Origin of the sequence: Curtobacterium sp. PhB25 (assembly GCF_004365375.1) — a bacterium.
Classification (GTDB): domain Bacteria; phylum Actinomycetota; class Actinomycetes; order Actinomycetales; family Microbacteriaceae; genus Curtobacterium.
In genome coordinates this window covers 191,527-211,517 of record NZ_SODR01000006.1, presented here as the reverse complement: position 1 = coordinate 211,517, position 19,991 = coordinate 191,527, and the positions used below count along the sequence as shown (strand labels likewise).

The 19,991-nt window shown below is 70.8% G+C and carries 20 protein-coding genes; 8 read left to right on the top strand and 12 right to left on the bottom strand.

The features are described from left to right. Window positions 1-34: 34 nt before the first annotated feature. The 3 genes from EDF51_RS13600 to EDF51_RS13590 are packed head-to-tail and all read right to left on the bottom strand — an operon-like array spanning window position 35 to window position 3,650. Window positions 35-532, bottom strand: a complete 498-nt coding sequence (locus EDF51_RS13600; RefSeq protein WP_235035774.1) for a cupin domain-containing protein — start codon at window positions 530-532, stop codon at window positions 35-37. After that, complete coding sequence (locus tag EDF51_RS13595; RefSeq protein ID WP_347876523.1) at window positions 529-1,965, bottom strand: amidohydrolase family protein; 1,437 nt, start codon at window positions 1,963-1,965, stop codon at window positions 529-531. Before EDF51_RS13595 ends, EDF51_RS13600 begins: the two co-directional genes overlap by 4 nt. Next, on the bottom strand, window positions 1,962-3,650 hold the full coding sequence (locus tag EDF51_RS13590; protein WP_166673556.1) for an adenosylhomocysteinase: 1,689 nt from the start codon (window positions 3,648-3,650) through the stop codon (window positions 1,962-1,964). The genes EDF51_RS13595 and EDF51_RS13590 overlap by 4 nt, the downstream gene beginning before the upstream one ends. Before the next feature lie 49 nt (window positions 3,651-3,699). On the opposite strand from EDF51_RS13590, the gene EDF51_RS13585 reads away from it, so the two are divergent. The 6 genes from EDF51_RS13585 to EDF51_RS13560 all read left to right on the top strand — a co-directional run bounded on the left by EDF51_RS13585 (window position 3,700) and on the right by EDF51_RS13560 (window position 8,039). Then, window positions 3,700-3,975 (top strand): glutaredoxin domain-containing protein, encoded by a 276-nt coding sequence (locus EDF51_RS13585; RefSeq protein ID WP_123340820.1) that lies wholly within the window; start codon window positions 3,700-3,702, stop codon window positions 3,973-3,975. 387 nt (window positions 3,976-4,362) lie between these two features. After that, window positions 4,363-5,202 carry an amidohydrolase family protein gene (locus tag EDF51_RS13580; RefSeq protein ID WP_134195298.1) on the top strand — a complete coding sequence of 280 codons (840 nt, stop codon included), beginning with the start codon at window positions 4,363-4,365 and terminating at the stop codon, window positions 5,200-5,202. A 42-nt stretch (window positions 5,203-5,244) separates the two neighbouring features. Continuing rightward, on the top strand, window positions 5,245-6,114 hold the full coding sequence (locus EDF51_RS13575) for a fumarylacetoacetate hydrolase family protein (RefSeq protein ID WP_134195296.1): 870 nt from the start codon (window positions 5,245-5,247) through the stop codon (window positions 6,112-6,114). Continuing rightward, the gene (locus tag EDF51_RS13570; RefSeq protein WP_134195295.1) at window positions 6,114-6,899 is read left to right on the top strand and encodes an SDR family oxidoreductase; all 786 of its coding nucleotides are present in this window, start codon (window positions 6,114-6,116) and stop codon (window positions 6,897-6,899) included. The genes EDF51_RS13575 and EDF51_RS13570 overlap by 1 nt, the downstream gene beginning before the upstream one ends. A gap of 87 nt (window positions 6,900-6,986) precedes the next feature. Further along, the gene (locus EDF51_RS13565) at window positions 6,987-7,664 is read left to right on the top strand and encodes a FadR/GntR family transcriptional regulator (RefSeq protein WP_111086323.1); all 678 of its coding nucleotides are present in this window, start codon (window positions 6,987-6,989) and stop codon (window positions 7,662-7,664) included. 96 nt (window positions 7,665-7,760) lie between these two features. Beyond that, the gene (locus tag EDF51_RS13560; protein WP_123936825.1) at window positions 7,761-8,039 is read left to right on the top strand and encodes a GlsB/YeaQ/YmgE family stress response membrane protein; all 279 of its coding nucleotides are present in this window, start codon (window positions 7,761-7,763) and stop codon (window positions 8,037-8,039) included. A 91-nt stretch (window positions 8,040-8,130) separates the two neighbouring features. Here EDF51_RS13560 and EDF51_RS13555 read toward each other — a convergent pair whose 3' ends face one another. The 9 genes from EDF51_RS13555 to EDF51_RS13515 all read right to left on the bottom strand — a co-directional run bounded on the left by EDF51_RS13555 (window position 8,131) and on the right by EDF51_RS13515 (window position 18,358). Further along, window positions 8,131-9,093: an aldo/keto reductase gene (locus EDF51_RS13555; RefSeq protein ID WP_131877425.1), complete on the bottom strand. Its 963-nt coding sequence runs from the start codon at window positions 9,091-9,093 to the stop codon at window positions 8,131-8,133. Further along, window positions 9,090-9,416 (bottom strand): L-rhamnose mutarotase, encoded by a 327-nt coding sequence (locus EDF51_RS13550; RefSeq protein WP_111086326.1) that lies wholly within the window; start codon window positions 9,414-9,416, stop codon window positions 9,090-9,092. The genes EDF51_RS13555 and EDF51_RS13550 overlap by 4 nt, the downstream gene beginning before the upstream one ends. Continuing rightward, complete coding sequence (locus EDF51_RS13545; protein WP_131877427.1) at window positions 9,416-10,741, bottom strand: alpha-L-fucosidase; 1,326 nt, start codon at window positions 10,739-10,741, stop codon at window positions 9,416-9,418. Before EDF51_RS13545 ends, EDF51_RS13550 begins: the two co-directional genes overlap by 1 nt. Before the next feature lie 34 nt (window positions 10,742-10,775). Continuing rightward, window positions 10,776-11,693, bottom strand: a complete 918-nt coding sequence (locus EDF51_RS13540) for a carbohydrate ABC transporter permease (protein ID WP_123936827.1) — start codon at window positions 11,691-11,693, stop codon at window positions 10,776-10,778. After that, window positions 11,686-12,663 carry a sugar ABC transporter permease gene (locus EDF51_RS13535; protein WP_123936828.1) on the bottom strand — a complete coding sequence of 326 codons (978 nt, stop codon included), beginning with the start codon at window positions 12,661-12,663 and terminating at the stop codon, window positions 11,686-11,688. Before EDF51_RS13535 ends, EDF51_RS13540 begins: the two co-directional genes overlap by 8 nt. A gap of 107 nt (window positions 12,664-12,770) precedes the next feature. Beyond that, the gene (locus EDF51_RS13530) at window positions 12,771-14,009 is read right to left on the bottom strand and encodes a sugar ABC transporter substrate-binding protein (RefSeq protein ID WP_235035775.1); all 1,239 of its coding nucleotides are present in this window, start codon (window positions 14,007-14,009) and stop codon (window positions 12,771-12,773) included. Window positions 14,010-14,056: 47 nt separating this feature from the next. Next, complete coding sequence (locus EDF51_RS13525; RefSeq protein WP_131877429.1) at window positions 14,057-15,394, bottom strand: enolase C-terminal domain-like protein; 1,338 nt, start codon at window positions 15,392-15,394, stop codon at window positions 14,057-14,059. 263 nt (window positions 15,395-15,657) lie between these two features. After that, window positions 15,658-16,242: a TetR family transcriptional regulator gene (locus EDF51_RS13520; protein ID WP_134195293.1), complete on the bottom strand. Its 585-nt coding sequence runs from the start codon at window positions 16,240-16,242 to the stop codon at window positions 15,658-15,660. 61 nt (window positions 16,243-16,303) lie between these two features. Then, window positions 16,304-18,358 (bottom strand): MDR family MFS transporter, encoded by a 2,055-nt coding sequence (locus EDF51_RS13515; RefSeq protein ID WP_134195291.1) that lies wholly within the window; start codon window positions 18,356-18,358, stop codon window positions 16,304-16,306. A gap of 188 nt (window positions 18,359-18,546) precedes the next feature. Here EDF51_RS13515 and EDF51_RS13510 point away from each other — a divergent pair, with 188 nt between their 5' ends. Both EDF51_RS13510 and EDF51_RS13505 read left to right on the top strand, forming a co-directional pair. After that, window positions 18,547-19,506, top strand: a complete 960-nt coding sequence (locus tag EDF51_RS13510) for a phosphotransferase (protein ID WP_131877435.1) — start codon at window positions 18,547-18,549, stop codon at window positions 19,504-19,506. Between the two features lie 71 nt (window positions 19,507-19,577). Further along, window positions 19,578-19,967, top strand: coding sequence for a hypothetical protein (locus EDF51_RS13505; RefSeq protein ID WP_123293330.1), 390 nt, complete (start codon window positions 19,578-19,580; stop codon window positions 19,965-19,967). Window positions 19,968-19,991 lie beyond the last annotated feature (24 nt).

The following is a 19,991-nucleotide window of genomic DNA, read 5'->3' as shown; positions in this document are numbered from 1 at the left end:
CACCACTCGACGCCGCGGTCACGCAAGTGATAGGTCAGTCGGCCATCGTGAAGTCCTCGAACGAGAAGCCCGGCGACACCAGGCAGCTCAGCAGCACCTCGCCGTCGTTCGGGATCGTCCGCTGCCACACGCCGCCGCGCACGAACGCCTGTGCGTCGTTCACCCGGTCACGTCCGGCGTCGGGCCCGAGGGTGATCCGCGCGCCGGGCTCGGGAGCATCGCCGGAGCCGCCGAGTTCGAGCTCCACGGTGTCCGGACCGTGCCACATCCAGATCTCGTCGCTCGTCACCCGGTGCCAGGCCGAGGCCTCGCCCGGGGGCAGCAGGAAGTGGATCAGGGTCGCGGCGGGGCGGTCCCCCGCGGGCGTCGTCACCGTGGCCGGCGAGGTCCAGGTGCGGACGTACCAACCGCCCTCGGGGTGCGGTTCCATGCCGAGGGCGATGGCGCGCTTCGGCACGTCGAGCCACTCGATCAGTTCGCCGTCGACGGTGCGACGGGCGGCCATGCCGGGGCGGGGTGCGGTCTCGGTCATGATTCCTCCACAGGGATGACAGGGCGAGCGGGGCGGTCGGGCGACGACGTGGGCACGCCGGTCAGTGCTCCGTCGACGGCGCGGACGACCCCACGGATGACGGTCGCGGACGCACGCCCGGCCCCGTCCTCGACGAGCTCGGCGAGTGCGTCGGGCACGGTGCGGGCATCGACGTCGAAGGCGGCCAGGTCGGCGCGGGCCCCCACGGCGAGGTGGCCGATGCGGTCCGGCCCGACGGCGAGTCCCATGGCGTGCGCACCACCGAGCGTCGCCGCCGACAGGAGCCGCTCGTGCAGGTCGCGGTGGCCGTACCCCTGAGCACGGGCGATCCGGTGCAACGCCGTGACGTCGGCCATCAGGTCGAGGGACGGTGACGACGACAGCGAGTCGGTGCCGATGGCGATCGGGCTGCCCTCGCGCAGGTAGTCGGCGACCGGTGGCGGATCGAGGCCGATGACGGCGTTCGAACGCGGGCACAGTGCGACTGCGGTGCCGCGAGCGCGCAGGAGCGCCCGGTCGGCAGCGGTCATGTAGACGCCGTGCGCGATGTGGCAGTCCGGGCCGAGCACCCCGAGCCGGTCGACGAACGCGGTGGCGCTCGCCCCGAACCCGAGTGCCCGGAGCGCCCGGAACGAGGGCACGTTCGCCAGGTGCCAGTCGTTGCCGTGGCCGACGCCGTCGACGCCGTCGAGTCCGGGGACCGGTCCGAGGGCGATGCGCTCACCTTCGAAGGCGGCCTCGCCGAGGTGCAGGTGCAGGCGGAGCCCACGCTGCCGGACGATGTCGGGGAGTTCGAGGAGGGGCGCGACCTCGAGCGAGTACGGCGCATGCGGCGACAGACCGGCGCCGGGGTTCGTCGGGATCCGGGCGAGTTCGTCGAGCACCTGGTCGCGGCCGTGCGACTGCCAGGCGTCGTTCTCCCAGTCCATCACCTCCCAGTAGGCGATGCCGCCGAGCCCGGCATCCTCGAGCGCGGTGGAGGCCTCGATGTCGGTGACGATGTCCGCCATGCTCGTGACGCCCCCGCGGATCGAGGCGGCGGCACCAGCGGCTGCTTCGGCCCGCCAGTCGTGCGGTTCGGCGTAGTCCTGGTTGAACGCGGACGCCCAGTCCTCGAAACCGTTGTACTGGCCTCGGCCGACACTGGCCATGCCGGTGTACTGCAGGTGCGAGTGCGCGTTGACGAGGCCCGGCAGGAGGGCTCCGCGCCACTGCCGTTCGGTGAACGTCGCACCCGAGCCGGCGAGCTGGTCGACGACCCAGGACCGGTCGCCGACGTGCAGGATGCGGCCGTCCTGCACGGCGACGGCACCGTCGGCGATCGGGGGCGCGGTCATCGGCACGACGACGCGCGCCGAGTGCACGACGACGGAGTGGTCGGCACGCGGGTGCGTGGCGCTCGGGGGCGCGGTGCTCGGGCGCGACTCGCTCATGCGGGGTCTCCGAAACGGCGCGTCCGGACGTCCGGCTCGCGGTCCGCAGGGTGTTCGGCTGGAAGGCCGGGAGGAACGGGGCGCGCTCCGAACGCGGCGAGCGCCGTGCGGGCGGTCGCGTCGTCGACCGCGGGATCGATGGGCACGACGGCTCGCTCCAGTTCGTCGCCGCGCTCCAGCAGCATGCGGACGGCCCCGAGCTGCGCGGCGAAGGACAGGTCCATGATCTCGATCGGGTTGCCCTCGGCCGCCGTGATGTTGATGCAGCCGCCGCGGTCGAGCACGATGGGTCCGCCCTCGGCGTCGGGGAACACGAGGCGCTCGGCCTTCGGACCCACCGGCCGCAGTTCGGCACCGGCGGCGCGGGCGTCGTCGAGCGCGACCTCGTGGTCGACCCCGCCCGCGACGGCGACGACGGCCCCGTCCGCGCACGAGCGCAGCACGCGCAGGTCGATGGTGTCGGCGACCCCGGTGGCGCTCACCACGAGGTCGGCGTCCTGCACCGCCTCGGCGAGCGGTGCGACGGTGTGGCCGGCGAACAGCGCCTGCAGGGCGCGCACCGGGTCGGTCTCGGCGACCGTGACCCGGAACCCGAGGGCGGAGAGCACCAACGCGACCCCCTCGCCGACGTGCCCGAACCCGGCGACGACCGCCGCGCCTCCCGAGATCGCTCGGTGCGTACCGGACGGGAGCCCGTCGACCAGGTCGAGCATCGCGAACACCGTCGACTGCCCGGTGCCGTACCGGTTGTCGAAGAACGTCTTGGTGCGGGCGTCGTTGACGGCGACCACGGGGATGCCGAGCTCGCCCCGCGACGCCATCACGCGCAGGGGTCGGAGGCCGCTCGTGGTCTCCTCGGCCGCGCCGAGCATCGTCGGCAGCAGGTCCGGACGCTCCTGGTGGGCGAGCCGGATGACGTGGGAACCGTCGTCGAGCAGGATGTGCGGCCGGGTGTCGAGCATCGCGAGGGCGAGCGCCTTCTGCTCCGGCAGCGAGGCCGTGCTGCTCGCGTGCACCGTGAGCCCCGCTGCCCGGAGCGACGCGGCCACGGCGTCGTCGGTCTCGTCGGCGTGCGCGTAGACGACGACCTCGGCACCGGCGTCGCGGAGGAGCAGGCTCAGCACCGCCGTCTTCGGCTCGAGGAACATCGCGACGCCGATGCGGGTGCCGCGCAGGAGTCCGCCGTCGCGGAGTTCGGCGGCGACCGCGCGCGAGACGGGCATCGAGCGCCGTGCCCAGCGCAGCCGGGCGTCGGCGGCCGGGTCGTCCTCGGGGTCGCGGCCGGTGGAGACCAGGAAGACGTCGTCGGAGAGCATGGGGACGCCGAGCACGCCGGGGCGGGCGGTGACGACGGGGCCGAAGGCGTCCTCGTCGACCGCGGGCAGGTGCCGGCCGGCGTCGATCACGATGAGCGTGGCGCCGCGGGGGCGGTCCGCCTCGCGCTCGATGACGGGGGTGGAGTCCTCGGGGGAACCGAGGCACCAGAGCTGGTCGATCGGTTCGTGCTCCGCGGCCGGGCGCGCACCGAGGCCGGTCAGCAGGCCGTCCAGCGCCGACGCGTCGCGGGGGTCGCCACCGACGATGCGGAACCGACGGGCTGCGACGAGCAGGTTCGTGACCGCGGCGAAGCGCCGGACGTCCGCCGACGCCCAGGATCGCGTCTCGGGGTCGGGTCCTGGCGGCATGCCCCAATCGTAGGGAATGCGCGGGGGTCCGCCGACGTACTCTCTGGGCATGAGCGATGCATCCACGACCGAAGTGTTCGACAAGGTGACGATGTTCGGCGCGGACTGGTGCCGCGACTGCCGCCGGTCCAAGGCGCTGCTCGACACCCTCGGCGTCGACTACGAGTACGTCGACGTCGAGCAGGACCTGTCGGCGGCCGACCGTGCCGAGGCGATCAGCGGGCGGAAGAACATCCCCGTCGTGGTGCTGCCGAACGGCAAGCACTTCGTCGAGCCGTCCGACGCCGAGCTGCGCGCCGAGCTCGAGGCCTCCGGCGCCGTCTGAGCCGCGGGCGGCTCGGCCGGCCGGCCGCTTCCGCGAAAGCGACAGTCTGTCGCCGAACATCGGCGGCAGCCTGTCGCGCTGGCGGCACCGACCGTGCGACGGGACGAGATCTGTCGCCTTCGCGGGATGCTCTGGGATCAACCCGGCCGGGAGGCGCGGTGCGCGCCCGACGCGCACCGTGCCTCCCGGCCGTGGTCGTGTCCAGAGCCCACCTGTCGCCGTCGGGCGCGGGTGACGCTTTCGCGAAAGCGACAGTGTGCCGCCGAACATCGGCGGCACACTGTCGCTCTGGCGGACCGGACCGGCAGGTGCGGCGACTTCTGTCGCTTTCGCACCAAGCACATCGAGCACCGGGCGGACATCGGATGAATCGGGCATCATGAGGGCGTGATCATCGACGCTCACCACCACCTCTGGGACCCCGCCGACCGGCCGTACCCCTGGATGGACGACTCCGTCGCCCCGATCCGCCGCCGGTTCGACGTGGACGACCTCCGCGCAGCGACGCAGGACACCGGCGTGACGCGGACCATCGTCGTGCAGGCCGTGCACGATTCCGACGAGACGGCCTGGCTCCTCGAGCAGCCCCGACCGGTCGCGGGCGTCGTCGGCTGGGTGGACCTGACCGCGCCGGACGTGGCGGACCGGATCGCCGCCGTCCGTGCGCTCCCCGGCGGTGATCGCCTCGTCGGCATCCGGCACCTGGCACAGGACGAACCGGACCCCGGCTGGCTCGGCCGCCCCGACGTCGCCCGCGGGGTACGAGCCCTCGCCGGTTCAGGCCTGGTGTTCGACTTGCTCGTCCGCGCCCGAGAGCACTCGGCCGCACTGGCCCTGGTCGACGCCGTCCCCGACGCATCGTTCGTGCTGGACCACGCCGGCAAACCATCGATCGACACGGGTGACCCGGCCTGGCTCGGACGGATGGCCGAGTTCGCCGCACGCCCGAACGTCACGTGCAAGGTCTCCGGCCTGCTCACCGAGGCCGGATCGGACTGGCGCGACCGCCCGGTCGACCGGTACGCCCGCGAGGTCGTGGAGCAGTTCGGCCCCGAGCGGTCGTTGTTCGGCTCGGACTGGCCGGTGTCGACCCTGGCAACCGAGTACGCGGCGGTCGTGCAGCGGACGACGGACGCACTCGCCGACCTGTCGACGACCGAGCACGACGCCGTCTTCGGCGGCACCGCGGAGCGCATCTACCTTGTCCCGAGGACCACGCAGACATAGGATGTTTCTGGCTGCACTGGCGCAGCCGGAGAGCGAGGAACGATGCAGTTCGCACGACTCGGCCCGGCGGGGAGCGAGATCCCCGTGGCCATCGACACCGACGGCGAGGTCTTCGACCTCCGCTCGATCACCAGTGACATCAGCGGGTCCTTCCTGGCCTCGGACCCGGTCGGCCGCGTCGACCACGCCCGCAGCGCCGGCGACCTGACGATCATCGGCCGGGACCGGGCCGACGGCATGCGGCGCGGGGCACCGATCGCCCGCCCCGGCAAGGTCGTCTGCATCGGCCTGAACTACCGCGACCACGCCGCCGAGACCGGCGCCGACATCCCCACCGAACCGATCGTGTTCATGAAGGACCCGATGACGGTGATCGGCCCCGACGACGAGGTCCTGATCCCCCGGAACAGCAGGAAGACCGACTGGGAGATCGAGCTCGCGATCGTCATCGGCCGCACGGCCCGGTACTGCGAGACCGATGCGGAGGCCGAGGCGTCCATCGCGGGCTACGCCATCGCGAACGACGTGTCCGAGCGGGAGTTCCAGCTCGAACGCGGCGGGCAGTGGGACAAGGGGAAGTCCTGCGAGACCTTCAACCCGCTCGGACCGTGGCTGGTGACGCCCGGGTCGCTCGCCGCCGGCGGCCTCGACCCCGCGGCACTCGCGCTCCGGCTGACCGTCAACGGCGAGGTCCGGCAGGACGGCACCACCGCCGACATGATCTTCCGTCCTGTGGAGATCGTCCGGTACCTGTCGCAGTTCATGGTGCTGTACCCCGGCGACGTCATCAGCACGGGGACCCCGGCGGGCGTCGCGCTGGCCGGACACGCGCCCTACCTGCAGCCCGGCGACGTCGTCGAGCTCACCGCCGACGGGCTCGGCTCGCAGCGCCAGACGGTCGGAGCAGCCTGATGGCGGACGCAACCGGCAGCGCCGGCGGCGCTCGCAGCGCCGGCAGCCACGACGGCGTCCGGGCCATCGTCACCGGGGGCGCGTCCGGCATCGGCGCGGCGATCGCCGCCGCCCTGCGGGACCGCGGTGCCACGGTCGCCGTGCTCGACCTCCAGCCGTCGACCGCCGAGGGGTTCCTCTCGGTCACGTGCGACGTCAGCGACGACGCCTCGGTCCGCACCGCCGTCGCCACCGCCGTCGAGCAGCTCGGCGGCCTCGACGTCCTGGTCAACAACGCCGGCATCGGCGCCCAGGGCACGGTCGAGGGCAACGACGACGACGAGTGGCGCCGCGTGTACGAGGTCAACGTCCTCGGCGCCGTCCGGCTGTCGCGCGCTGCGCTCCCCCACCTGCGGGCGTCGGGCAACGCGAGCATCGTGAACACCTGCTCGATCGCCGCCACCGCAGGGCTGCCCCAGCGGGCGCTCTACTCGGCGACCAAGGGTGCGATCGCCGCCCTGACCCGCGCGATGGCCGCCGATCACATCCGCGAGGGCGTCCGCGTCAACGCCGTCAACCCCGGTACGGCTGACACCCCGTGGGTCGCGCGGTTGCTGTCCACCGCGGGCGACCCGGCCGCCGAACGCGCTGCCCTCGAGGCCCGGCAGCCGCACGGTCGGCTCGTGCAGGCCGAGGAGGTCGCCGAGGCGGTCGCCTACCTGACGAGCCCGCTCGCCCGGTCCACGACGGGCGTCGACCTGGCCGTCGACGGCGGGATGCAGGCCCTCCGGCTGCGGCCCGCCTGATGGTCCGGCCGTGACGACCGGGAGGCCCGGCTATCGTCGACCTGTCGGCTCGCGTCCGCGAGCGGGCCGGGATCAGGAGGTGGTGACGTGGCGTCACTGACCGACGATGCGATCGCACGCATCCAGCAGATGATCGTGAGCGGTGAGCTCCAACCCGGGCAGCGCCTCCCGCCCGAGAAGGAACTGAGCGAGTCGCTCGGCCTGTCCCGGAACAGCCTGCGCGAAGCGGTGAAGGCCCTCGAACTCATCCGCGTGCTCGACGTCCGCCGCGGCGACGGCACCTACGTGACGTCGCTGGAACCCGGCGTGCTGCTCGAGGCGGTGTCGTTCGTCGTCGACATGCACCACGACCGGTCCCTCGTCGACCTGCTCGAGGTCCGCCGCATCCTCGAGCCCGCGTCCGCCGTCCTGGCGACCGCGCGGGCCTCGGAGCAGCAGATCGACGAGCTCGCCACGCTGATGCAGTCCGTCGGCGAGGACACCGGCGTCGAGGACCTCGTCGCGCACGACCTGCTGTTCCACTCGACCATCGCGGGCATCGGCGGCAACCAGTACCTGTCCGGACTGCTCGACGCCCTGTCGAGCAAGACCGTGCGGGTGCGGGTCTGGCGGGGACTGACGCAGAACGGCTCGGTGCAGCGCACCCTCGACGAGCACGCCGCCATCGTGGACGCCATCCGACGCCGGGATCCGCAGCTCGTGCAGGCGCTCGTGGTGTCGCACGTCGAGGGCGTCGAGCGCTGGTTGCGGCGCTCACTCGACTGAAACCGAGAACGCGTGCAGCCGGGTGGGTGTTGTGTCGGTCGTCGGCCCTGACTCCGGCAACCATGCCGCGGCAACCGCACCCACGAGGAGGAAACCGTGCTCGGTCTCATCATCAGCTTGATCATCGTCGGACTCATCGCCGGCGCCATCGCCCGGCTCGTCGTCCCCGGCAAGCAGCACATCTCGATCCCCATGACCATCCTGCTGGGCATCATCGGCTCGTTCGTGGGCGGGTTCCTCGGGTTCCTGATCTTCCAGCACGACCCGATGGACGGCTTCTTCCAGCCGGCCGGCATCATCGGTTCGATCATCGGCGCCATCATCGTGCTGATCATCTACATCCGCTTCTCGGGTCGCAGCGCCAAGACCCGCTAGGCAGGTCTCGGCGGGTACGACTCGCTGCACAACCAAAGTCACCCCGAACCGCGCATCCGTGCGGTTCGGGGTGATTTTGGTTGTGCGGGGCTCAGGCGGTGAGCAGGCCCGCGGCGCGGAGGTCGTCCCACAGGGTCTCCGGAACGACGGCCGCAGCCCGCTCGACGTTCGAGCGCACCTGCTCGGCGGACTGCACGCCGAGGGCGATCGCGGCGACCGCAGCAGCACGACGCGGGAACGCCAGCGCCGCCTCGGGCAGCGTGACCCCGTGCCGCTCGCAGACGTCGGCGATCGCGTTCGCCCGCGCGACGAGTGCCGCCGGTGCCGTGGCGTAGTCGTAGGTCGCCGTGGCGTCCGGCCGGTCCCGCCCGAGCAGTCCCGAGTTGTAGACCCCGACCGCGACGACCGCGACGCCGAGCGAGGCGCACCGGGCGACGAGCTCCGCCGCCGGCTGCTCCAGGAGCGTGTACCGGCCCGCGAGCATGACCACGTCGCACAGCCCGGTGGACACCGCGGCGTCGAGGGCCTCGACCGAGTTCGACCCGACGCCGACGGCCCGGACCACGCCGTCGTCCCGCAGCTCGGCGAGCGTCGGCAGCGCCTGCGTCAGGCCGTCCTCGAGCGAGTAGACGTCGGGGTCGTGCAGGTACGCGACGTCGACGTGGTCGAGCCCGAGCCGTCCGAGCGACTCGTCCAGTGACCGCCGCACGCCCGACGGCGACGGGTCCCACTGCCGCACGGTGTCGTTCGGCACCGCGAACCCGCCGGAGGCCAGGTCGTCCCCGTCGCCACGCCCGGGGACGAGCAGCCGCCCGACCTTCGTCGACACCAGGAACGAGTCGCGCGGACGGTCGGCGAGCGCCGCCCCGAGTCTCCGCTCCGACAGCCCGAGGCCGTAGTGCGGCGCGGTGTCGAACCCGCGCACGCCGGCGTCCCACGCCGCGTCGACGGTGGCACGGGCGTCGTCGTCGGACACCGGGCGCAGCAGGTTGCCGATGCCGGCGCCGCCGAACCAGAACGGGCCGCGGTCGAGGTCGAGGTCGAGGTCCGTCATGCGTCCACCTGGTCCGCCAGGGACCAGACCCGCGGCACGCCGTCGTCGTTCCCCGAGTAGTCGTCGTCGGCCTCGAGCAGCGGGTTGATGGTCTCCTGCCATTCCGCGTTGACGGGGTCGTCGGCGAGCGCCCGGCGCATCGCGCGGTAGTCCTCGACCTCGATGAGGTGGACCAGGTCCTGCCCGTCGCGCCACACCGTCCAGTCGTGCACCCCGGCATCACGCAGCCGGGCCGCGAGCGCGGGCGGGATCGACGCGTGCACGGCGTCGTACGCGGCCTCGTTCCCCGCCCGCAGTCGGGTCCTCGACAGGATGCGCTGCATCAGTCGCGCAGGAACAGCTCGACGACCGGCACGGCGACGTCGGGTCGCACGATCGGCAGCGTGAGCGTCAGCGTCCCCGCCGGCTGCCCGCCGAGCCCGGTGTTCTGCGCACGGGTCCCGGGCGGGATCTCGCGGAAGTGCAGCTCCGACGCATCGTTGAGCAGCTGGGCGTAGGCGACTCGGCCGGCCAGGTCGGGAAGGTGCACGTGCTCGAACGGCCACGCGAACAGGTGCAGGTACAGGCGGTTGCCGTTCTGCGTGTACACGCTGTTGCGCGGTGCGACGAACGACGACGGCCCGGCGCCGTAGACGGAACGGGCGTGCTGGTGCATCCACGTCCCGATGCCGTCGAGGGTCTGGCGCGAGACCCCGTCGAACTCGCCACGACCGGTGGGGCCGATGTTGAGCAGCATGTTCCCGTTGTTCGAGACGCCGTCGACGAGCATGCGGACGAGCAGGTCGACGGGCTTGAGGTTCACGTTGTCGCGGTCGTAGCCCCACGATCCGTTGAGCGTCTGGCAGGCCTCCCACGGCACCTGGGCGCCGTCGACCTCCATCGGCTTGTCGGGCTGGTACTGCTCCGGGGTGACGATGTCGCCCGGCAGGTCGAGCCGGTCGTTGACGATGATGCCGGGCTGGAGCCGTCTGGTCAGTTCGAGCAGCTCCGAGGATCCCCAGTCGTTGCGACCCTTGCCGCCCCAGATGTCCTCGTGGTCGTTGTCGCGGTACGAGAAGTCGTAGAACAGGTAGTCGACCTGCCCGTAGTCGGTGAGCAGCTCCTCGACCTGCCCGTGCAGGTACTCCCGGTAGCGCGACATGTCGCGGCCCTGGTTGAACGCCTCGATCTCCTCGGGCGAGTCGTCGCGCCGGGGGTGCACGCCGTCGACGGTGAAGTCCGGGTGGTGCCAGTCGATGAGCGAGTGGTAGAAGCCGACCCGCAGTCCCTCGGCCCGGACGGCGTCGACGAACTCGCGCACGATGTCGCGGCCGAACGGGGTGTTCGTGGACTTGTAGTCGGTGAGCTTGCTGTCCCAGAGGCAGAAGCCCTCGTGGTGCTTCGTGGTGAGCACGACGTACTTCATGCCGGCTTCGCGAGCACGGCGGGCCCAGTCGGCGGCGTCGAACAGGTCGGGGTCGAAGTGGTCGAAGTACTTCTGGTAGTCGGCGTCGGTGATCCGTTCGCGGTTCTTCACCCACTCGTGCCGTGCCGGCAGGGCGTACAGCCCCCAGTGGATGAACATGCCGAACCGGTCGTGGGTGAACCAGGCGGGCAGGCCGCTCGCGTCGGTCGCGGTCTGCGGCTCTGCAGGTGCGGTGATGGTCATGAGGCCAGTGTTCCTTTCAGAGGGGGGAGGGGTGTCACCGGCCGCCGAGGCCGCTGGTGACGATGCCCTTGACGAGGTGCTTCTGCAGCAGGACGAGCAGGATCACGGTGGGCAGCATCGAGATCACCGAGGCCGCCATCACGAGGTTCCACTCGGAGCCCTGCTGGCCGAAGAACTGCTGCAGGCCGAGTGGGATGGTGCCCCGGGCCTCGACGTCGTTGACGATGACGAGGGGCCAGAGGAACGAGTTCCAGTACGAGATGAACGAGAACACCGCGAGGACGGCCATGGTCGGTCGGGCGAGCGGCATCATCACCGAGAAGAAGGTCCGGATCGCGCCGGCTCCGTCGACCCGGGCGGCGTCGTCGAGTTCCTGCGGCACGGTCAGGAAGAACTGCCGGACCAGGAACGCGCCGAGGGCCGTGAACGCCCACGGGATGATGAGTGCCTGGAACGTGTCGACCCAGCCGAAGCCCTGCATCATCACGTACATCGGGATGACGAGGACGTCCTGCGGGATCATCAGTGTGACGAGGAACAGCAGGAACACCGTGTTCCGGCCGCGCCAGCGCAACCGTGAGAACGCGTACCCGGAGAGCACGGCCACGGCGACGTTGATCGCCGTCCCGACCGCCGCAACGAAGACGCCGTTGAGGATGAAGCGGGCGAACGGCAGGTAGGTGAACGCCTGCACGTAGTTGTCCCACTCGAGCGAGCGACCCCAGAGCGTCGGCGGGGTGGTGAACACCTGGTCGGCGGGCTTGAGGCTCGTCGCGACCATGTAGATGAGCGGCGAGACGAACAGGAGCGTGACGAGGCAGAGCAGGGCGTACCCGATCGCGTGCCGGACCCGCCCCGGTCGTGGCGCGGACTTCGTCCTGGCGACGGCACGGGGGTTGACCGTCCGGTTCGACGTGGTGGCACCGACGTGCCCGCGGACCGCTTCACTCATAGTGCACCCACCGCTTCTGCCCGAGGAACTGGACGGCCGTGATCCCGAGGATGATGACGAACAGCACCCAGGCGCCGGCCGAGGCCAGACCGAGCTGCTGGTTCTGGAAGCCGGTGTTGTAGATGTACTGCACGAGGGTCTCCGTCGCGGTGCCCGGCCCGCCCTTGGTGAGGACGAACGGCTGCACGAACACCTGGAACGAGGTGATCAGCGTCATCATCGTCGCGAAGAACACGGACGGCGAGATGAGCGGGAACTTGATGGCCCAGAAGGTCTGCCAGGCGTTCGCGCCGTCGAGCTGCGAGGCCTCGATCTGGTTCTCCGGCACGGCGTCGAGCGCCGCCGAGAAGATCAGCATGTTGTAGCCGAAGCCTTGCCAGACGCTCATCGCGACGATGGCGAGCATCGCCCAGTGCTCGTCGGCGAGGAAGTTCGGCGCGTGCACGCCCACGGTGGACTGCAGTGACGCGTCGATCGCCCCACCGGGCTGGTACAGCATCCGCCACACCACGACGTTCGCGACGATCGGCGTGATGGTCGGGATGAAGAACAGGACGCGGAAGACGTGCCGGCCGGCGATCCGCGGCGTCAGCCAAGCGGCGAGCCCGAGCGACACGACGAGGTTGAGGGGCACGTAGAGCACCACGAACAGCGCCGTGTTGAGGGCGACGGTGCGGAAGACCGGGTCGGCGAAGAGCCGGGCGTAGTTCTCGATGCCGGCCCAACTGCGCTCGCCGAGCATCGGCCAGTTCATGAAGCTGACGACGAGTGAGGCGACGATCGGGAACGCCGTGAAGACGACGAGTCCGATCGAGTGCGGTGCCGCGAACGCGGCGCCCCACCAGGAGCGGCGCCCGAGTGCGCTCGTGTCCTCGCCGTCCTTCCGCCGCGGGGTGGCGGCTCCGACCGCGATCGCGGTCGCGACCGCGGGGACGGCCGCTTCGGCCGGTGGGTCCTGGATGGTGGTCATGCGACGACCTCCTCGTCGTTCGCGCGGTCCTGAACAGGGGATGGATCGGACGGGAGGCCCGTGGCGGGGCCGCAACGGGCCTCCCGTCCGATCACTGGTTCAGCTGGTCACTGCGTGCCGAGCTGGCCGGCGATGGAGGACATCGTCTCCTTGCCGGAGGTCTGCCCGTTCACCGCCTGCAGCGCGTACTGCGTGAACAGCTGGGAGAGCTGGTCGCTCTGCTTGTTCCCGAGGAGCGGCGAGGACTTCGCGAGCCCTGCCTTGAGCGCGGCCTCGGCGCCGTCGATGCCGGCGCTGGAGTACCACGCCGACTGGGCCGCGGTGCGGCCGGGGAAGGCTCGTCCCGCTTCGGCGAGCGAGGTCAGGACCTTCTCGCTGGTCATCGTCTGGACGGCCTTGAACGCCTGCTCCGGGTACTTGCACTGCTTCGAGACACCGAAGCCGGAGCCGGCGGCGAAGGTCGACGGACCGGACGTCCCCGCGGGGAGCGTCGTGACCCCGAGGTCGAACTTCACCTTGGCCTTCTGGCTGATGAGCGACCACGGACCGTCGGTGTACATCGCGACCTTGCCGGCGGCGAAGTCGTTGCCCGGCGTCGACGCGTCCGACGACGCCTGCGTCGCGTAGCCCTTCTCCACCAGTGTCGAGAGCCAGTCGAGGCCGTCCGCGAACTTCGCGTTCGACGCGTCGAGCTCGCCGTCGGACGTGATCACCCGGCCACCGTTGTAGCCGTAGACCATCGACTCGAGGTTGAGGTCGCCCACCGTCGAACCGAACATGGTGACGCCCTTCGCCTTGAGCGCGGCGCCCGCCGCCTCGAAGTCGTCGACGGTCCATCCCGGCTTCGGCTCGGCCACGCCGGCCTTCGTGAAGACGTCCTTGTTGTAGAACATCATGATGGGGCCGGTGTCGTAGGGCAGGCCGTAGAGCTTCCCGTCGACCTTCATGCCGTCGAGCGCGGTGCTGTCGAACGCGGACAGGTCGGTGCCGTCCTGCTTCGCGAGGTCGTCGAGCGGCAGCAGCGACGACGTGTAGTTCGCGGTGCGGAGCGACTGCATGCTCACGACGCACTGGGCGCCGCCTGCACTCAACTGCGTGCTGAGCTTCGTGAAGTAGTTCTCGAACGGCGCGCCCTGGATCGTCAGGGTGATGTCGTCCTCGCTCTTCACGGTGTCGGCGACCTTCTGCCAGGCGGCCTTGTCCTCCTTCCCGGCGATCCACATGGACCAGGTCAGGGCGTCCTTCGACTGGCTTCCACCGGCACTGCTGCCGGAGGAACAGCCGGTGAGCACGAGGGCCGCGGCAGCTGCTGCCGCGAGCCCGGTGATGATGCGTCGTCGTTGCATCGGAGTCTCCACTTCGTCGTGGTGATGGGGTGTGTGGGGTGGTGGGATCAGGCGACGCGGACCGCGTCGGGGACCGTCTCCGTGTCGACCACGGCCCAGGCCGGGCCGTCCGGGAACGCGTAGGCGTCGAGGGAGTCGGCGAGCATCTCGGTGCCGGCTCCCGGAGCGGTCGGCGGCCAGTAGCGGCCGTCGTGGACGTCCACCGGGGTCACGAAGTGCTCGTGCAGGTGGTCGACGAACTCGATGCAGCGGGTGTCGAGGTCGCCGGTCAGCGCGACGGCGTCGAACATCGACAGGTGCTGCACCGCCTCGCACAGGCCGACCCCGCCGGCGTGCGGGCACACCCGGACGCCGTGCTTCGCGGCGAGCAGCAGGATCGCGAGGTTCTCGTTGACCCCAGCGACCCGGGTGGCATCGATCTGCAGCACGCTCATCGACCCGGCCTGGATGAGCTGCTTCGCGATCACCCGGTTGGCCATGTGCTCGCCGGTCGCGACCGGGATCGGGGCGATGCGCCGGGCGATCTCGGCGTGCCCGAGGACGTCGTCGGGGCTCGTGGGTTCCTCGACCCAGGCAAGGTCGAACGGGCTCAGCCGTTCGATCCAGGTGACGGCCTCGTCGACGTCCCACCGCTGGTTGGCGTCGACCGCGATGCGGATGTCGGGGCCGACCGTGGCGCGGGCGATGCCCATTCGGCGGACGTCCTCGTCGAGGTCGCCGCCGACCTTGAGCTTGATCTGCTCGAAGCCCTCGTCGACGGCCTCGCGGCAGAGCCGGGCGAGCTTCTCGTCGTCGTAGCCGAGCCAGCCCGGGGTCGTCGTGTACGCCTGGTAGCCCTGCGCTTCGAGCCGGGCCCGACGGGTCGCGCGGTGCGGTTCGGCAGCCCGGAACAGCTCGAGCGCCTCGTCCGGGGTGATCGCGTCGGTGAGGTACCGGAAGTCCACCAGGTCGACGAGTTCCTCGGGGCTCAGGTCCGCCAGCAGCGCCCACAGCGGCTGTCCCGCGCGCTTGGCTCGGAGGTCCCAGAGCGCGTTCACCACGGCGCCGATCGCCATGTGCATGACGCCTTTCTCCGGGCCGAGCCAGCGCAGCTGCGAGTCGTGGACCATCGCGCGCCAGGTGCCGCCCATGTCGGCGAGGACCGCTTCGGCGTCGACGCCGACCACGTGCCCGCGCAGGGCGGCGATCGCGGCTTCCTGCACCTCGTTGCCGCGGCCGATCGTGAACACGAAGCCCGTGCCGACGTGTCCGTCCAGGGCGTCGGTCGTGATCTCGACGTACGCGGCGGAGTAGTCGGGCGCGGGGTTCATGGCGTCGGATCCGTCGTGCTCCCGAGAGGTCGGGAAACGGATGTCGCGCACGTGCAGACCGGTGATGCGGCTCATTCGTGTCTCCTGCCGTCCGGTCTCCGTCGACCGAACGAGGCAATCAAAACATCGGATGTCTCGCGCGTCAAGAGAACTCTTCGTCACGTTCTGGTCTCGAACGGGGCCGAGTCGTCGGATGGCTGCGCGGCTTGCGCTTGCGTGGCCGATCCGCCAAAGCGACAGATCCCCGCCAACTGTTCGCGGAGATCTGTCGCTTTCGCGAAACCGTCGACAGCGGAGCACGCGCATCTGTCGCTTCGGCGGGGGCGACCGGTCGCGCCTCAGGCGGAGGCGAGCCGGCCCATCTCGGCCACCACGCCGCGGAGGCGGTCCGCCAGCTCGTCGCGCGAGCCGTCGGCGAAGCGGTGTGCCGACTCGATGAGCGCCGCCATGACGAGCGTCACCGCGGTCCGTGCGGAGTCCACGTCGGTGCGCTCGGCGGCGACCGTGAACACGGCGAGCCGGGCACGCGCCATCCACTGCAGCATCGCGGGCACCATCTCGGGTCGCGCCTGCAGGAGTTCCTTCATGCGACGGCGGTCCGCCGGCAGTGTCACCGTCCGGGCGACGAGGTCACAGAGGTCCGACACGAGCGGGCCCTCCGCGGTCAGGAACGCCTGCCGTGCCGCCTCGGGCACCGAGCTCTCGGGGAGCCCGAGTGCCGCGTCGCCCTTCGACGGGAAGTAGTTGAAGAAGGTGCGGGGCGAGACGCCGGCGTCGGCACAGATCTCCTCGACCGTGACGCCGGCCAGGCCCCGGTCGGAGACCAGCGCCAGCGCGGCCTGGTGGATCGCGTGCCGGGTCTGCTGCTTCTTGCGTTCCCGCAGGCCACTGTCGCCTGACGGGTGCGATTCGATCGTGCTCACTGCTGCTCCTGGTGCGGGTCGGGGCCTCCCGTCTGGCGACGAGAGGCCCCGGTGGCCGGTCCTACGCGCGGTCCCGCTGCACGGGGATCGATCCGGTGACGGGCGCCGTGGGCGACCCCATCGTGTCGGCCGCCTTGACGGCCTGCACCTCGAGGTCATCAGCGGTGCCGGCCTGGTCGGCCTGCTCCTGCAGGGCCGAGCTCTTGCGGAGCGGCGGCGCCTTGAAGAACCAGCTGAGGATGAACGCCAGCAGGATCACGGCGAAGCCGACCCAGTAGACGGTCACGGCCGACGCGTTGAAGCCGGTCATGAACGGCTTGGTCAGCGCCGGGGTCGCACCGTTGAGGTAGGACGTGTCGCTCGTCTCGCTGCTCGAGCTGCTGCCGTCGCCAGCCCCCTTGTCGATCTGCTTCGACAGTTCGGGGGCGAGCTCACCGACCCAGTACGAGCGCTGCGAGGCGTCCGACCAGTCGACCACGAGCTTGCCGTCCTGGACGCTGGCGTGTGCCTTGTCGGCTGCGGCGGTGAGGGCCTGCTGCTGCACGGCCTCCGGGGCGCCGGTCGTCGCAGCGGTGACCTGCGCGGTGGCCTGGTCGAGGCCGGACTGCACCTGCGACTTCACCGGGGTGACGATCGGGTTCCAGATCTGCTCCATGACGCCCGCGTTCGCCTTCGCCGTGGCGACGGTCGGGTTCAGGGCGGCGTCGAGCGCACCGGACAGGTTCTTCTGGTCCGCGGTGGCGTGCAGGATGTTCGCCGGCATGATCGAGAACAGGATGCTGAGCAGCACCGCCGTCCCGAGCGTTCCGCCGATCTGGCGGAAGAACGTGGCGGACGACGTCGCCACACCCATGTCCCGCGGCTGCACGGAGTTCTGGGAGGCGAGGGTGATGCTCTGCATGAGCTGGCCGAGGCCGAGGCCGATCAGGAACATGCCGATCATCAGGAACCAGAGCGGCTTGTCGATCGTCATGAACGTCAGGACGACGTAGCCGACCGAGACCAGGGCCGTGCCGATCACCGGGAGGATCCGGTAGCGACCGGTGCGGGCGACGATCTGCCCCGAGGCGATCGAGGCGATCATCAGACCACCGATCATCGGCAGGGTCGCGAAGCCGGACTCCGTCGGGGTCAGCCCCGTGACGATCTGCAGGTACAGCGGGATGGTCAGCATGGCGCCGAACATCGCGAAGCCGACCAGGAACCCGAGGATCGTGGCCATCGAGAAGGTGCCCGAGCGGAACAGCTTGAGCGGGATGATCGCGTCGTCCTTCATCAGGGTCTCGATCACCAGGAAGGCGACGAGCCCGAGCGCACCGATCACGTAGCAGGCGATGGCGCCGGCCGAACCCCACCCCCAGGTGCGGCCCTGTTCGGCCACGAGCAGGAGCGGGACGAGCGTCGCGATCACCGAGGTGGCACCCCACCAGTCGATGCGCGGCTTCGCCTTGGCGTCACCGAACTTCGGCAGGTGCAGGAAGGCGATGACCATCAGGAGCGCCGCGACGCCGATCGGCACGTTGATCAGGAAGACCCAGCGCCAGCCGGTGACACCGAGGATCGTGCTCGCGCCGGCGAACAGGCCACCGATGAGCGGCCCGATGACGGACGAGATGCCGAAGACCGCGAGGAAGTAGCCCTGGTACTTGGCACGCTCACGCGGGGCGAGGATGTCACCCATGATCGCGAGCGGCAGCGACATCAGCGCACCGGCACCGATGCCCTGGAAGGCACGGAACGCGGCGAGCATGATCATCGAGGTCGACATCGTCGAGAGCAGCGAGCCGAGGATGAAGACCGCGATGCCGAAGATGTAGAGCGGGCGGCGCCCGAAGACGTCGGAGAGCTTGCCGTAGATCGGCGTCGTGATGGTCGACGCGATGAGGTACGCGGTCGTGACCCACGCCTGCTGGTCGAGGCCGTGCAGGTCGTCGCCGATGGTGCGGATCGCGGTGCCGACGATCGTCTGGTCGAGCGACGACAGGAACATGCCGGCCATGAGGCCGTAGATGACGAGCAGGATCTGACGGTGCGACATGATCGGCTTGCCCGGCGTGCTGGCCGGGGAGTCGTGTCGTCCGCGCGACACCTCGACGGGTGCGGTGGCAGTAGACATGGGGGTCCTTCAGGGGTGCGTGGTGGTCGTCGTGCGGGCAAGGGACGCCGGAGCGTGTGTGGCGGGCCGTCGAACGGCGGGTCAACCTTGCAGACGCTGCAACTTTACATCATCAGCACGTTTGCTGCCAACGCAAACTTGCCGTCCGTGCACGTTCGTGAACGGCTTCTCAGGTAGCGTCGTCGGCCATGGGGCGAACTGCGTGGACGGACGTGCCGGTGATCCTGCGCGACCGGGTGGAACAGATCCTCGGCGGAGCGGTGACGACCACCGAGTCCCAGACCGCCGGGTGGTCGCCGGGGAGTGCCGACCGTGTGGTCACGGCGACGGGGCGACGGGCGTTCGTCAAGACGGTCTCGCGATCGCGGAACGCCGATGCCTTCGCCCTGCACCGCCGGGAAGCCCGCGTGGTGGCGCAGCTGCCGTCGACCGTGCAGGCACCACCCCTGCTGGACGCCTTCGACGCCACCGTGGACGGCGACGAGTGGGTCGTCCTGGTCCTCGACGACATCGAGGGCAAGCACCCCGGGGCAGCACTCGACGGCAGCGACACCGCGGCGGTGCTCGATGCGCTGGACACCCTGCCGCCGGCGACCGGCGACCTCGGCACGCTCCCCCGGATCGCCGACGACCTGCGCCACGAGTTCGGCGCCTGGGACCGGATTCTCGGCGACCCGACCCTGGCCGACCGGGTGGCCGAGGTCGTGCCGGCACACGTCCTCACCGCCGGACCCGCGATCGCCCGAGCCGCCGACCGAGCAGCGGCACTCGTCGACGGCGACCACCTCGTGCACGCCGACTGCCGCGCCGACAACCTGCTCGTCGACGGTTCCGGGGTCGTCTGGGTCGTGGACTGGCCGTGGGCGAGCATCGGCGCGCACTGGCTCGACCCGCTGACCTACCTGATCGACACACTCGTCCGCGGCGAGGACACCGACGTCGAGCACCACCTCGCCACCCATCCGGTGTTCGCCGGCGTGCCTACCGCTACGGTCGACGCCGTGCTCGCCGGTCTCGCCGGACTGTTCTTCGAGCACGCACTGCCCCCGGCACCGCCGAACATGCCGACCATCCGTGACTTCCAACGGCGCGAGGGTCTCGCCGCGGCGGAGTGGTTGCTCCGCCGGTGGGACACGACACCGCACTGACGACGGGCGACAGGCGTCGGGTACCCCGTCTGTCCAGCAAGCGCGGCGCCCCGGAGCGTACGGTCCCCCGCATGACTGATGAGCACCGCACTCCGCGTCCCGAAGACGACGCAGCGCGCCTCGGTCTCGTCGTCGTCGGAGAAGCAGCAGCGCTGCACTCCGGTGACGAGGCGGCACTGGACGCGAGCGAACAGAACATCCGCGACACCATCGACGAGATGATCGACGAGCCCCTGACCCCACGCCAGGAGCAGGTGATCGAACGTCTGGCGTCCGCCGGCGGGACCCTCACCGCCGGACTCAGCGGTGCGCTCGCGGCGCAGACCGGACGGAGCGTCGACGACATCCTCGAGGGTGCGGCCCGCAGCGTCGTGTGGCAGCAGCGGCTCGCTGACCAGCGCGAGGACGCCGGTGGCCAGCAGCGCGAGCGCCGGGACGAGAACGGGCGCGACGAGGACTGATCCTCGCCACGCCCGCCCAGGGTA